This is a genomic window from Streptomyces sp. NPDC007905 (genome assembly GCF_042959345.1).
Lineage (GTDB): Bacteria > Actinomycetota > Actinomycetes > Streptomycetales > Streptomycetaceae > Streptomyces.
Window position 1 is genome coordinate 288,839 of record NZ_JBIBKS010000006.1, and the last position, 13,855, is coordinate 302,693.

Annotated in this window: 15 protein-coding genes; all 15 read left to right on the forward strand. The window is 68.8% G+C overall.

Annotation, left to right across the window (positions count from 1 at the left end; all coding sequences use genetic code 11):
• Positions 1-62 precede the first annotated feature (62 nt).
• The 15 genes from prmC to ACFZDC_RS13730 all read left to right on the forward strand — a co-directional run bounded on the left by prmC (position 63) and on the right by ACFZDC_RS13730 (position 13,779).
• Positions 63-902, forward strand: coding sequence for a peptide chain release factor N(5)-glutamine methyltransferase (prmC, locus tag ACFZDC_RS13660; protein ID WP_391323476.1), 840 nt, complete (start codon positions 63-65; stop codon positions 900-902).
• 52 nt (positions 903-954) lie between these two features.
• The gene (locus ACFZDC_RS13665; protein WP_391323313.1) at positions 955-1,602 is read left to right on the forward strand and encodes an L-threonylcarbamoyladenylate synthase; all 648 of its coding nucleotides are present in this window, start codon (positions 955-957) and stop codon (positions 1,600-1,602) included.
• Entirely contained in the window at positions 1,599-2,276 is a 678-nt protein-coding gene (locus tag ACFZDC_RS13670) for a protein-tyrosine-phosphatase (protein ID WP_391323315.1), read from the forward strand. Before ACFZDC_RS13665 ends, ACFZDC_RS13670 begins: the two co-directional genes overlap by 4 nt.
• A gap of 127 nt (positions 2,277-2,403) precedes the next feature.
• Entirely contained in the window at positions 2,404-3,642 is a 1,239-nt protein-coding gene (glyA, locus tag ACFZDC_RS13675) for a serine hydroxymethyltransferase (RefSeq protein ID WP_391323317.1), read from the forward strand.
• Positions 3,643-3,792: 150 nt separating this feature from the next.
• On the forward strand, positions 3,793-5,121 hold the full coding sequence (locus tag ACFZDC_RS13680) for an MraY family glycosyltransferase (RefSeq protein WP_391323319.1): 1,329 nt from the start codon (positions 3,793-3,795) through the stop codon (positions 5,119-5,121).
• A gap of 280 nt (positions 5,122-5,401) precedes the next feature.
• Complete coding sequence (locus ACFZDC_RS13685) at positions 5,402-5,839, forward strand: hypothetical protein (protein ID WP_391323321.1); 438 nt, start codon at positions 5,402-5,404, stop codon at positions 5,837-5,839.
• Between the two features lie 273 nt (positions 5,840-6,112).
• On the forward strand, positions 6,113-6,883 hold the full coding sequence (atpB, locus tag ACFZDC_RS13690; protein ID WP_391323323.1) for a F0F1 ATP synthase subunit A: 771 nt from the start codon (positions 6,113-6,115) through the stop codon (positions 6,881-6,883).
• Positions 6,884-6,951: 68 nt separating this feature from the next.
• Positions 6,952-7,191 (forward strand): ATP synthase subunit C, encoded by a 240-nt coding sequence (locus ACFZDC_RS13695; RefSeq protein WP_053670587.1) that lies wholly within the window; start codon positions 6,952-6,954, stop codon positions 7,189-7,191.
• A gap of 38 nt (positions 7,192-7,229) precedes the next feature.
• Positions 7,230-7,781 carry a F0F1 ATP synthase subunit B gene (locus ACFZDC_RS13700; RefSeq protein ID WP_391323324.1) on the forward strand — a complete coding sequence of 184 codons (552 nt, stop codon included), beginning with the start codon at positions 7,230-7,232 and terminating at the stop codon, positions 7,779-7,781.
• Positions 7,778-8,593, forward strand: a complete 816-nt coding sequence (locus ACFZDC_RS13705; RefSeq protein ID WP_391323326.1) for a F0F1 ATP synthase subunit delta — start codon at positions 7,778-7,780, stop codon at positions 8,591-8,593. The genes ACFZDC_RS13700 and ACFZDC_RS13705 overlap by 4 nt, the downstream gene beginning before the upstream one ends.
• 129 nt (positions 8,594-8,722) lie before the next feature.
• Positions 8,723-10,315 (forward strand): F0F1 ATP synthase subunit alpha, encoded by a 1,593-nt coding sequence (atpA, locus tag ACFZDC_RS13710; RefSeq protein WP_391323328.1) that lies wholly within the window; start codon positions 8,723-8,725, stop codon positions 10,313-10,315.
• A gap of 21 nt (positions 10,316-10,336) precedes the next feature.
• The gene (locus ACFZDC_RS13715; RefSeq protein ID WP_391323330.1) at positions 10,337-11,254 is read left to right on the forward strand and encodes a F0F1 ATP synthase subunit gamma; all 918 of its coding nucleotides are present in this window, start codon (positions 10,337-10,339) and stop codon (positions 11,252-11,254) included.
• Entirely contained in the window at positions 11,255-12,691 is a 1,437-nt protein-coding gene (gene atpD / locus ACFZDC_RS13720) for a F0F1 ATP synthase subunit beta (RefSeq protein WP_391323332.1), read from the forward strand.
• 111 nt (positions 12,692-12,802) lie between these two features.
• Positions 12,803-13,180, forward strand: coding sequence for a F0F1 ATP synthase subunit epsilon (locus ACFZDC_RS13725; RefSeq protein ID WP_355984806.1), 378 nt, complete (start codon positions 12,803-12,805; stop codon positions 13,178-13,180).
• Positions 13,181-13,332: 152 nt separating this feature from the next.
• On the forward strand, positions 13,333-13,779 hold the full coding sequence (locus ACFZDC_RS13730) for a DUF2550 family protein (protein WP_391323335.1): 447 nt from the start codon (positions 13,333-13,335) through the stop codon (positions 13,777-13,779).
• Positions 13,780-13,855: the final 76 nt, after the last annotated feature.

The window sequence follows — 13,855 nt, forward strand, 5'->3', positions numbered from 1 at the left end:
AGTTACCACGGAGGACTTGCGTGCAGCAATCATTTGGGGGACGCCCCCCAAACCCCCGAAGTCTGCTGCTCGCTGAGGTGGCCCAGGCCACCCAGCGGCTGGCCGACGCCGGCGTGCCCTCGCCGCGCACCGACGCGGAGGAGCTCGCCGCGTTCGTGCACGGCGTGAAGCGGGGCGAGCTGCACTCCGTGAAGGACTCCGACTTCGACGCCCGGTACTGGGAGGTCATCGCCCGGCGCGAGCAGCGCGAGCCCCTGCAGCACATCACCGGGCGGGCCTACTTCCGGTACCTGGAGCTCCAGGTCGGCCCGGGCGTCTTCGTGCCCCGGCCGGAGACCGAGTCCGTGGTCGGCTGGGCCATAGACGCCGTACGCGCCATGGACGTCGTCGAGCCCTGCATCGTCGATCTGTGCACCGGCTCCGGCGCCATCGCGCTCGCGCTCGCCCAGGAGGTCCCGCGCTCGCGCGTGCACGCCGTGGAGCTGTCCGAGGACGCCCTGGTGTGGACCCGCAAGAACATGGCGGGCTCCAGGGTCGACCTGCGTCAGGGCGACGCCCTGACCGCCTTCCCGGACCTCGACGGACACGTCGACCTGGTCATCTCCAACCCGCCCTACATCCCGCTCACCGAGTGGGAGTACGTCGCCCCCGAGGCCCGCGACTACGACCCGGAGCTGGCGTTGTTCTCCGGTGCGGACGGTCTCGACCTCATCCGCGGCATCGAGCGCACCGCGCACCGGCTGCTGCGCCCCGGCGGTGTCGTCGTCATCGAGCACGCCGACACCCAGGGTGGCCTGGTGCCGTGGATCTTCACCGAGGAGCGGGGCTGGGCCGACGCGGCCGACCACCCGGACCTCAACAACCGCCCCCGGTTCGCGACGGCCCGCAAGGCGCTGCCGTGAGCACCCCGACCACTTCCAGCCCGCAGTACGTGTACGAGGAGGCCCGCTAGACATGGCACGGCGATACGACACCAACGACGCGACCGACCGCGTGACGGGTCTGCGTGAGGCCGCGTCCGCCGTCCGCCGGGGCGAGCTGGTGGTGCTGCCGACCGACACGGTGTACGGCATCGGCGCCGACGCGTTCTCCGCGGAGGCGGTCGCCGACCTGCTCGCCGCCAAGGGCCGGGGCCGCAACATGCCCACGCCCGTCCTGATCGGCTCCCCGAACACGCTGCACGGCCTCGTCACGGACTTCTCCGAGCTGGCCTGGGAACTGGTCGACGCGTTCTGGCCGGGCGCCCTGACGCTGGTCGCCAAGCACCAGCCGTCGCTGCAGTGGGACCTCGGCGACACCCGCGGCACGGTCGCCGTGCGCATGCCGCTGCACCCGGTCGCCATCGAGCTGCTCACCGAGGTCGGCCCCATGGCCGTGTCGTCCGCGAACCTCACCGGCCACCCGGCGCCGGAGAACTGCGACGCGGCCCAGGAGATGCTCGGCGACTCCGTCTCCGTCTACCTCGACGGCGGCCCCACCCCCGGCAACGTGCCCTCGTCCATCGTGGATGTCTCCGGCCGGGTTCCGGTGCTGCTGCGCGAGGGCGCGATCTCCCCGGACGAGCTGCGGAAGGTCGTACCCGACCTCGAGGTGGCGAATTGACGGCCCCTGAGGCGGGGCGTGGCATAGGCAACGGGGAACGTGAGGCGGAACGGACGACGACGTTCGGGCTTCCGCGCGACACCTTCCGCATCCTCCACGTCAGTACCGGCAACGTGTGCCGCTCGCCCATCACCGAGCGGCTGACCCGCCATTTCGTCGCGGAGCGGCTCGGTGTGCTCGGCGGCGGGCTGATCGTGGAGAGCGCGGGCACCTGGGGCCACGAGGGCGCGCCCATGGAGGCCAACGCGGAGGCCGTGCTGGCCGAGTTCGGCGCGGACACCTCCGGCTTCGTCGGCCGGGAACTGCTGGACGAGCACGTCATCATGGCCGACCTGGTCCTGACGGCCACCCGTGACCACCGCGCCCAGGTCATCTCCATGGGCCACTCGGCGGGCCTGCGCACCTTCACCCTGAAGGAGTTCACGCGGCTGGTCCGCGCCATAGACCCGGCGACGCTGCCGCCCCTGGAGGACGGCGTGGTCATGCGCGCCCGCGCCCTCGTCCGCGCGGCCGCCGCCCTGCGCGGCTGGCTGCTGGCCCCGACCGCCGAGGCCGACGAGGTGTACGACCCCTACGGCGCGCCCCTGACCTTCTTCCGGTCCGTCGGGGACGAGATACGGGACGCGCTGGATCCGGTCGTCACCGCGCTGACGGGCGTACCGGCCCGGACGTGAGAGCGTCACGGCGCGGCCGTACGGCCGCCGTACCGGCGCTGACCTGAAACGGACGAAACGACCGCGCGTCCGACCCACCCCGGGCCTACATTGGACCTACGTCACCGTCGACCGCCCGGAGCCCGTCATGTCGGTCACACCCGTCCTCGAGACCGATGCCCTGCGGCGGCAGGACCCGGAGCTGGCCGAGATCCTGCAGGGGGAACTGGAGCGGCAGTCGACGACGCTTCAGCTGATCGCCGCCGAGAACTTCACCTCGCCGGCCGTGCTCGCCGCCCTCGGCTCGTCGCTCGCCAACAAGTACGCCGAGGGCTATCCCGGCGCCCGGCACCACGGCGGCTGCGAACTGGTCGACGTCGCCGAACGCCTCGCGGTGGACCGGGCCAAGGCACTCTTCGGCGCCGAACACGCCAACGTCCAGTCCCACTCGGGATCTTCGGCCGTCCTGGCCGCCTACGCGGCACTGCTGCGCCCCGGCGACACCGTCCTCGCCCTCGGGCTGCACCACGGCGGCCATCTCACCCACGGCTCGCCCGCGAACTTCTCCGGCCGCTGGTTCGACTTCGTCGGGTACGGCGTCGACGCCGAGAGCGGCCTGGTCGACCACGACCAGGTGCGCCACCTCGCCCGCAACCATCGGCCGAAGGCCATCGTGTGCGGTTCGATCGCCTACCCCCGCCACCTCGACTACGCCTTCTTCCGCGAGGTCGCCGACGAGGTGGGCGCGTACCTCATCGCCGACGCCGCGCACCCGATCGGCCTGGTCGCCGGGGGAGCGGCGCCCAGCCCGGTGCCGTACGCGGACATCGTGTGCGCCACCACCCACAAGGTGCTGCGCGGCCCGCGCGGCGGAATGATCCTGTGCGGCGGCGATTTGGCCGAGCGGGTCGACCGGGCGGTGTTCCCGTTCACCCAGGGCGGCGCGCAGATGCACACCATCGCCGCCAAGGCGGTCGCGTTCGGCGAGGCCGCAACACCGGCGTTCGGCGCGTACGCCCATCAGGTGGTCGCCAATGCGAGGGTTCTCGCCGGTCACCTCGCGGCCGAGGGACTCACCGTCACCACCGGCGGCACGGACACCCATCTGATCACCGCCGACCCGGCGCCGCTCGGCGTCGACGGGCGCAGCGCACGCGGCAGGCTCGCGGCCGCCGGGATCGTCCTGGACTGCTTCGCGCTGCCGCACAGCGACGGCCGCGGGCTGCGCCTGGGTACGGCCGCGGTGACCACCCAGGGCATGGGTGAGCCGGAGATGGTCCGGATCGCCGCCCTGACGGCGGCCGTCCTGCGGGGCGACAAGGAACCGGCCGGGGCGCGGGAGGAGGTGCGCGAGCTGACCGGTAGATTTCCGCCGTATCCCGGCTGAGCGGGGGTGGGCGCTCCTGCGTACACCCTGGTGTGAGCGTCGTGCACAGCCACACGTGCAACCATCGTCGCTACCCGGAAGTCCTCATCCATATGCGTCCCTCGCTAGGGTGTGGGGCTGTGATGGCCAGCGAGACCTGTGGGGAAGCCCGTGCGTGAATACCTGCTGACGCTCTGCATCACGGCCGCGGTGACGTATCTGCTGACAGGGCCGGTACGAAAGTTCGCGATCGTGGCCGGAGCCATGCCGGAGATCCGGGCACGTGACGTGCACCGGGAGCCCACTCCGCGCCTCGGCGGTATCGCGATGTTCTTCGGCCTGTGCGCGGGCCTGCTGGTCGCGGAGCACCTCACCAACCTCAACGAGGTGTTCGCCAAGTCCAACGAGCCGCGGGCGCTGCTCTCCGGGGCCGCCCTGATCTGGCTGATCGGCGTCCTGGACGACAAGTTCGAGATCGACGCGCTGATCAAGCTGGGCGGTCAGATGATCGCCGCGGGCGTGATGGTCATGCAGGGTCTGACGATCCTGTGGCTGCCGATCCCGGGCGTCGGCAACGTGGCGCTGACCCAGTGGCAGGGCACGCTGCTGACGGTGGCGCTGGTCGTCATCACGATCAACGCGGTGAACTTCGTGGACGGCCTGGACGGCCTGGCGGCGGGCATGGTCTGCATCGCCGCAGCGGCGTTCTTCCTCTACTCGTACCGGATCTGGTACTCGTACGGCATCGAGGCCGCGGCTCCGGCGACGCTCTTCGCGTCGATCCTGATGGGCATGTGCCTGGGCTTCCTGCCGCACAACATGCACCCGGCGCGGATCTTCATGGGCGACTCGGGCTCGATGCTGATCGGCCTGGTGCTGGCGGCGGGCGCGATCTCCATCACGGGCCAGGTGGACCCGGACGCCCTCGCCCTGTTCACGGGCTCGGAGAAGGCGGCGGTCCACCAGACGGTGCCCGTGTACATCCCGCTGCTGCTGCCGCTGACGATCATCGCCGTCCCGGCGGCCGACCTGGTCCTGGCGATCGTGCGCCGCACCTGGCGCGGCCAGTCCCCGTTCGCCGCGGACCGCGGCCACCTGCACCACCGCCTGCTGGAGATCGGCCACTCGCACAGCCGGGCTGTGTTGATCATGTATTTCTGGTCGGCCCTGATCGGTTTCGGCGCCCTCGCCTACTCGGTGAACTCGGCGTCGATGTGGATCGGGCTGGGCGTGGTGTTCCTGAGCGCGGTGGGCCTGGTCCTGCTGCTGCTCCCGCGCTTCACCCCGCGCACCCCGAGGTGGGCGGAACGGTTCGTGCCGCCGCGCTACCGGCGGCGCCGGGCTGCCGAGGCGCTCGCCCAGCAGGCGGGATCCACCTCGGAGGAGACCTCTGCGCCCGAGGAGCGGGCCCCTGTCACGGCCGGTGCGACGGGGGTCAACGGGGCTACGGCCATCGGCCCGCGCTCCCGTATCAGTAAGGGCCGCAAGGTAAGAATCTGACGAGAGCATTGCCAACTCATGGGGGAACAAAGCCCCCCAATACCAGACAAGTAGGCGCGGTTTCTGCACAGACGCGCGCTGTCACTCTCATGTGTGATGGCAAGCACACGTACCAGGTAAAGACCTCATCAAATAGTTTGTGATACGGTTCACGAGAACCCCGGATAGAACCGAAGGACCGTAGTGCGACGGTCCCTTGGTGTGAGGTCTCGATCACTCAGCCCGGGACTACGCTCGTCCATGACGACACCCTGCCCCCTGTGAAAGCGGAGTTGCCGCCATGCCGTCCAATGACGCCCGGAACCTTCTGCAGATTGCTGTGCCCTCAGCGGCTGCCGGCGTGATCGCCGTCGCCGTGAGCGCCGCGGTCGCGGGAGGCAAGGGTGCGCTCGGGGCGGCCCTCGGCACGGTGCTGGCCATTCTGTTCATGGGAATCGGCCTCTACGTGCTGCAGTGGACGGCAAAAACGCTCCCGCAGCTGTTCCAGGCCATGGGGCTGATGCTCTACATGGCCCAGCTCTTGCTCCTCTTCATCTTCGTCGCCGTCTTCAAGGGCACCTCTCTCTTCAACCCGAAGGCGTTCGCCTTGTCGCTGGTTGTCACGACCGTCGTGTGGATGGCCGCGCAGGCGCGCGCCCACATGAAGGCCAAGATCTTCTATGTCGACCCGGACTCCGAGAAGAGCGAGAAGCACGAGAAGACGGGGCCGTCGTCGTGAGGGGTAGGGGCGGGATAAAGGCCTGTGAGATCTCCTGCTATCGTCCGGTGCCAACTGCGGCATCGCGGGCGCGGGCATCTGAGCTGACGCCTGCTCGATCGCGAGGCTCGATGCCCTCCAGCCGCCCTCACATTCGTAACACCAGTCCGGTGCCGATCCGCGGCCGTGCGCCGCGCCGACACAACGAGGTTGCCGTACCTATGCGTCACGCCGAAGGAGCCCGCGGTGAGTGCTGACCAGACCCAGCTCGCCTTTGACTGGAGTTGTCGGATCATGTCCGACAACGGGTGCGGCTTCCCGGCCCCGGGCCTGCAGTCCTTCCTCTTCAAGCCGCTCGCCACGGTCGGGGGCTTCGAGTTCAACAAGGTGATGCTGCTCGCGCTCGTCACCTCCGTGGTCGTCGTTGCCTTCTTCTGGGCGGCTTTCGGCAAGGCCAAGGTCGTTCCCGGCAAGCTGCAGATGATCGGCGAGGCCGGCTACGACTTCGTGCGCCGCGGGATCGTGTACGAGACGCTCGGCAAGCGCGAGGGCGAGAAGTGGGTGCCGCTCATGGTCTCCCTCTTCTTCTTCGTCTGGATCATGAACATCTGGTCCGTGGTACCGCTGGCCCAGTTCCCGGTCGCCTCGGTCTTCGCCTTCCCCGTGGTCCTCGCCGCGCTCGTCTGGATCCTCTGGGTCGGGCTGACGTTCAAGCGTCACGGCTTCGTCGGGTTCTTCAAGAACATCACCGGCTACGACAAGTCGCTCGGTGCGGTGCTGCCGCTGGTGATGCTCATCGAGTTCTTCTCGAACCTGCTGGTCCGCCCGTTCACGCACGCGGTGCGACTCTTCGCCAACATGTTCGCCGGTCACCTGATGCTGGTGATGTTCACCGTCGCCTCCTGGTACCTGCTGAACAGCTGGATGATCCCGGCCGCCGGTGTCTCCTTCGTGATGACCATGGCCATGATCTGCTTCGAACTTTTCGTTCAGGCCGTCCAGGCGTACGTCTTCGTACTGCTGGCCTGCTCCTACATTCAGGGCGCTCTCGCCGAGCACCACTGAGCCACAACACACCCCCAGCCGTCCGGTGGCCAATCCCCACCGGTCCGTAAAGAGAAGGAAGATTCAGCATGGCTGCCACTGAGACCCTCGCCGCTGTCTCCGGTTCCATCGGCTCCGTCGGTTACGGCCTCTCGGCCATCGGCCCCGGCATCGGCGTCGGCATCATCTTCGGCAACGGCACCCAGGCCCTCGCCCGTCAGCCCGAGGCCGCCGGCCTGATCCGCGCCAACCAGATCCTCGGCTTCGCCTTCTGTGAGGCGCTCGCCCTCATCGGCATCGTCATGCCGTTCGTGTTCGGTACCAAGTAAGACCTCCGTACCGACACGTATCGACGAAAGGCACTGATGTGATCGCCAACCTGGCACAGCTGGCGGCCGAGGAGACGAAGCAGAACCCGCTCGTCCCCGCCGGCCCCGAGCTGCTCATCGGCACCATCGCCTTCGCCATCGTGTTCTTCTTCTTCTGGAAGAAGCTGCTTCCGAACATCAACAAGGTTCTGGAGGAGCGCCGCGCGGCGATCGAAGGCGGTATCGAAGAGGCCGACGCCATGAAGGTCGAGGCCCAGAGCGTCCTTGAGCAGTACAAGGCCCAGCTCGCCGAGGCCCGGCACGAGGCCGCGCGCCTGCGCCAGGAGGCGCAGGAGCAGGGTGCCGCGCTCATCGCCGAGATGCGTGCCGAGGGCCAGCGGCAGCGCGAGGAGATCGTCACCGCCGGTCACGCGCAGATCGAGGCCGACCGCAAGGCCGCCGCGTCCGCTCTGCGTCAGGACGTCGGCAAGCTCGCCACCGAACTGGCCGGCAAGCTCGTCGGCGAGTCCCTCGAGGACCACGCCCGCCAGAGCCGTGTGATCGACCGCTTCCTCGACGAGCTCGAGGAGAAGGCCGAGGCCACCCGATGAACGGAGCGAGCCGCGAGGCCCTGGCAGCCGCACGCGAGCGTCTCGACGCGCTGACGGACTCCACGTCCGTGGACGCGACCGCGCTCGCCGACGAGCTGGCGGCCGTCACCGCGCTGCTCGACCGCGAGGCCGGCCTGCGCCGGGTCCTCACCGACCCGGCGCAGCCCGGAGAGGCCAAGGCACAGCTGGTTCAGCGCCTGATCGGTGGCCAGGTGAGCGGCGCGACCGCCGATCTGGTGGCCGGCCTGGCCCGCTCCCGCTGGTCGCAGCCCCGCGACCTGGTCGACGCGGTGGAGGAGCTGGCGAACATCGCCGACCTCACCACCGCGGAGAAGACGGCCACGCTCGACGACGTCGAGGACGAGCTGTTCCGGTTCGGCCGGATCGTCTCCTCCAACACCGAGTTGCGTGCCGCGCTGACCGACCGCGCCGCGAGCGCCGCGGCCAAGGTCGAACTGCTGCACCGGCTCCTCGGCGGCCGGGCCAAGCCCGTCACCGAGCGTCTGGTGGTCCGCCTCGTCACCGCGCCGCGTGGACGTAGCCTGGAAGCGGGACTGGAGTCCCTGTCCAAGCTCGCCGCCGAGCGCCGTGACCGTCTGGTGGCGACCGTGACCTCGGCGGTACCGCTGAGCGACCCGCAGAAGCGGCGCCTGGGCGATGCCCTGGCGAAGCTCTACGGCCGCCGGATGCACCTCAACCTGGACGTGGACCCCGACGTGATCGGCGGGATCCGGGTGCAGGTCGGGGACGAGGTCATCAACGGCTCCCTCGCGGACCGGCTGGACGACGTCGCCCGCCGCATGGCGAGCTAGCAGCAACTGAAGAAGCAGTACGCAATTACGGCCCTGGTTGGGCCGTGCAGAGGATTCACCTCTTTCAGGGGGGAGTCCCCATCCCCCCAAGTGAAACTTCGGGCCCAACAAGGAGAGCAGGGAACCCAGATGGCGGAGCTCACGATCCGGCCGGAGGAGATCCGGGACGCGCTGGAGAACTTTGTCCAGTCGTACAAGCCGGACGCGGCCTCGCGCGAGGAGGTCGGTACGGTCACCGTCGCCGGCGACGGTATCGCCAAGATCGAGGGTCTGCCCTCGGCCATGGCGAACGAGCTGCTGAAGTTCGAGGATGGCTCCCTCGGTCTCGCGCTGAACCTGGAAGAGCGCGAGATCGGTGCGGTCGTCCTGGGCGAGTTCAGCGGCATCGAGGAGGGTCAGCCGGTCACGCGTACCGGTGAGGTCCTCTCCGTCGCGGTCGGCGAGGGCTACCTCGGCCGTGTCGTCGACCCGCTCGGCAACCCGATCGACGGCCTCGGCGAGATCGAGACGTCCGGCCGCCGCGCCCTCGAGCTGCAGGCCCCCACGGTCATGCAGCGCAAGTCGGTGCACGAGCCGATGGAGACGGGCTACAAGGCCGTCGACGCGATGACCCCGATCGGCCGTGGTCAGCGTCAGCTGATCATCGGTGACCGCCAGACGGGCAAGACCGCCCTGGCCGTCGACACGATCATCAACCAGCGCGACAACTGGCGCACCGGCGACCCGAAGAAGCAGGTCCGCTGCATCTACGTCGCCATCGGCCAGAAGGGCTCCACCATCGCCGGCGTGCGCCGCGCGCTGGAGGAGAACGGCGCCCTGGAGTACACGACCATCGTCGCCGCCCCGGCGTCCGACCCGGCCGGCTTCAAGTACCTGGCGCCGTACACCGGTTCGGCCATCGGTCAGCAGTGGATGTACGAGGGCAAGCACGTCCTCATCATCTTCGACGACCTGTCGAAGCAGGCCGACGCCTACCGCGCCGTGTCGCTGCTGCTGCGCCGCCCGCCGGGCCGTGAGGCCTACCCGGGTGACGTCTTCTACCTGCACTCCCGGCTGCTGGAGCGCTGCGCCAAGCTCTCCGACGACATGGGTGCCGGTTCGATGACCGGTCTGCCGATCGTCGAGACCAAGGCCAACGACGTCTCGGCGTTCATCCCGACCAACGTCATCTCCATCACCGACGGCCAGTGCTTCCTGGAGTCGGACCTGTTCAACGCCGGTCAGCGTCCCGCGCTGAACGTCGGTATCTCCGTCTCCCGAGTCGGTGGTTCCGCGCAGCACAAGGCGATGCGCCAGGTCTCCGGCCGCCTGCGTGTCGACCTCGCCCAGTTCCGTGAGCTGGAGGCGTTCGCCGCCTTCGGTTCCGACCTGGACGCGGCGTCGAAGTCGCAGCTGGAGCGCGGTCAGCGCATGGTCGAGCTGCTGAAGCAGGACCAGTACCAGCCGATGGCCACCGAGGACCAGGTCGTCTCCGTCTGGGCCGGCACCAACGGCCGTATGGACGACGTCCCGGTCGCCGACATCCGCCGCTTCGAGCGCGAGCTGCTGGACTTCCTGCACCGGAAGCACCAGGGCCTGCTCACCTCCATCCGTGAGGGCGCCAAGATGTCGGACGACACGATCCAGGCCATCGACGACGCGATCGCGGAGTTCAAGAAGCAGTTCGAGACCTCGGACGGGAAGCTGCTCGGCGAGGACACTCCTGCCGCCGCTTCCAAGTGACGTAAGGAAGGGACCTGACTCATGGGAGCTCAGCTCCGGGTCTACAAGCGTCGCATCCGATCCGTCACCGCGACCAAGAAGATCACCAAGGCGATGGAGATGATCGCCGCCTCGCGCGTCGTCAAGGCGCAGCGCAAGGTGGCGGCCTCCACGCCGTACGCGAGCGAACTGACGCGCGCGGTCACGGCGGTCGGTACGGGTTCGAACACCAAGCACCCGCTCACCACGGAGGCGGAGAACCCGACCCGTGCCGCGGTCCTGCTCCTCACGAGCGACCGCGGTCTGGCCGGCGCCTTCAACTCCAACGCCATCAAGGCGGCGGAGCAGCTGACCGAGCGCCTGGAGCGCGAGGGCAAGCAGGTCGACACGTACATCGTCGGCCGCCGGGGTGTCGCCCACTACAACTTCCGTGAGCGCAAGATCGCGGAGTCGTGGACCGGGTTCACCGACGAGCCGACGTACGCGGACGCCAAGAAGGTCGCGGCGCCTCTGATCGAGGCCATCGAGAAGGACACGGCCGAGGGTGGTGTGGACGAACTCCACATCGTCTTCACCGAGTTCGTCTCGATGATGACGCAGACGGCGCTCGACGCGCGGCTGCTTCCGCTGCGCCTCGAAGAGGTCGCCGAGGAGGCGAAGCCGCAGGGCGAGATCCTGCCGCTGTACGACTTCGAGCCGTCGGCGGAGGACGTCCTCGACGCCCTGCTGCCGCGGTACGTGGAGAGCCGCATCTACAACGCGCTGCTCCAGTCGGCCGCTTCGAAGCACGCCGCCACGCGGCGCGCGATGAAGTCGGCCACCGACAACGCGGGCGAGCTGATCAACACGCTCTCCCGTCTTGCCAACGCGGCCCGCCAGGCCGAAATCACCCAGGAAATCAGCGAGATCGTCGGTGGCGCGAGCGCCCTGGCCGACGCGACCGCGGGGAGTGACCGATAAATGACCACCACTGTTGAGACCGCGACGGCTACGGGCCGCGTCGCCCGGGTCATCGGCCCGGTCGTCGACGTGGAGTTCCCCGTCGACGCGATGCCGGAGATCTACAACGCCCTGCACGTCGAGGTCGCGGACCCGGCGAACGAGGGCGCGAAGAAGACGCTGACCCTGGAGGTCGCCCAGCACCTGGGTGACGGCCTGGTCCGCACCATCTCCATGCAGCCCACCGACGGTCTGGTGCGCCAGGCCCAGGTGACGGACACGGGCTCCGCCATCTCCGTCCCGGTCGGTGACTTCACCAAGGGCAAGGTGTTCAACACCCTCGGTGAGGTGCTGAACGTCGACGAGACGTACGACGGCGAGCGCTGGCCGATCCACCGCAAGGCCCCGAACTTCGACGAGCTCGAGTCGAAGACCGAGATGTTCGAGACGGGCGTCAAGGTCATCGACCTGCTGACCCCGTACGTCAAGGGCGGCAAGATCGGCCTGTTCGGCGGTGCCGGCGTCGGCAAGACGGTGCTCATCCAGGAGATGATCTACCGCGTCGCCAACAACCACGACGGTGTCTCCGTGTTCGCCGGTGTCGGTGAGCGCACCCGTGAGGGCAACGACCTGATCGAGGAGATGTCGGACTCGGGCGTCATCGACAAGACCGCGCTGGTCTTCGGTCAGATGGACGAGCCCCCGGGCACCCGTCTGCGCGTCGCGCTGGCCGGCCTCACCATGGCCGAGTACTTCCGTGACGTCCAGAAGCAGGACGTGCTGTTCTTCATCGACAACATCTTCCGCTTCACGCAGGCCGGTTCCGAGGTCTCCACGCTGCTCGGCCGCATGCCGTCCGCGGTGGGTTACCAGCCGAACCTGGCCGACGAGATGGGCCTCCTGCAGGAGCGCATCACCTCGACCCGTGGTCACTCGATCACCTCGATGCAGGCGATCTACGTCCCCGCGGACGACCTGACCGACCCGGCCCCGGCCACCACCTTCGCCCACCTCGACGCGACGACGGTTCTCTCCCGTCCGATCTCCGAGAAGGGCATCTACCCGGCCGTGGACCCGCTGGACTCCACGTCCCGCATCCTGGACCCGCGCTACATCGCCGCGGACCACTACAACGCGGCCATGCGGGTGAAGTCGGTGCTGCAGAAGTACAAGGACCTCCAGGACATCATCGCGATCCTCGGTATCGACGAGCTGGGCGAAGAGGACAAGCTCGTCGTCCACCGGGCCCGTCGTGTGGAGCGCTTCCTGTCCCAGAACACCCACGTCGCCAAGCAGTTCACCGGCGTCGACGGGTCGGACGTCCCGCTGGACGAGTCGATCGCGGCCTTCAACGCGATCATCGACGGCGAGTACGACCACTTCCCGGAGCAGGCGTTCTTCATGTGCGGTGGCATTGAGGACCTCAAGGCCAACGCCAAGGAGCTGGGCGTCTCCTGAGCCTCGTGCTCCCGATGAGGGGGCGGGTGCGTCCCGCCCCCTCTTCCACGCCCACTAGAATTGACCCCAACACCCGGCACTACCGCCGGGTGGTGACCCGAGGAGCCACCCTTGGCTGCTGAGCTGCACGTCGAGCTGGTCGCCGCCGACCGCCAGGTCTGGTCCGGCGAGGCCACCCTGGTCGTCGCGCGCACCACGTCCGGCGACATCGGCGTCATGCCCGGTCACCAGCCGCTGCTCGGTGTGCTGGAGTCGGGCCCGGTGACCATCCGTACGAGTGAAGGTGGAACGGTCGTCGCCGCGGTGCACGGCGGTTTCATCTCGTTCGCGGACAACAAGCTGTCGCTGCTGGCCGAGGTCGCCGAGCTGTCGGACGAGATCGATGTCCAGCGCACGGAGCGCGAGCTCGAGCGCGCGAAGGCGGAGGACGACGCCGAGGCCGAGCGCCGGGCGGATGTCCGTCTGCGGGCGGCGACGGCGGCGCGTTGATCCACCGCGCCGTGTGATGACGTCACTCAGCCGCGGTCGGCCCGGAGCAATCCGGTGCCGACCGCGGCTGAGGCAGATGTGGGTGTCTTTTCCGTTCCATTACCTAGTTCGAGCCTAGTTCCATTACCAGGGAGACGAGGAGGTCGGTGCCGATGGTCCTCGCTCTGACTGTGTGCGGGATCGTGATCGCGCTCGTGGTGGTGGGACTGTTCCTGTTCGGGCTGCGCCGCAGGCTGATCCAGCGTTCCGGCGGCACCTTCGACTGTTCCCTGCGCTGGGACGTGCCCGACAAACCGGACGCCAACGGCAAGGGCTGGAGCTACGGGGTCGCCCGCTACAACGGCGACCGCATCGAGTGGTACCGCGTCTTCTCCTACGCTCCCCGCCCCCGCCGCACCCTGGAGCGCGCCGCGATCGAGGTGGCCGGCCGCCGGCTGCCCGAGGGCGAGGAGGAGCTGGCACTGCTCTCCGACGCGGTGGTCCTCGCCTGTACCCACCGGGGCACCCGCCTGGAACTCGCGATGAGCGAGGACGCGCTGACCGGTTTCCTCGCGTGGCTGGAGGCGGCCCCGCCCGGCCAGCGGGTGAACGTGGCCTGACTCCCGCGCTTCACCCTTTCCCCCGGATGACACGCCGGAGGTGCGAAAGGGCGTACAACAGTGCCGCGGGCAGACC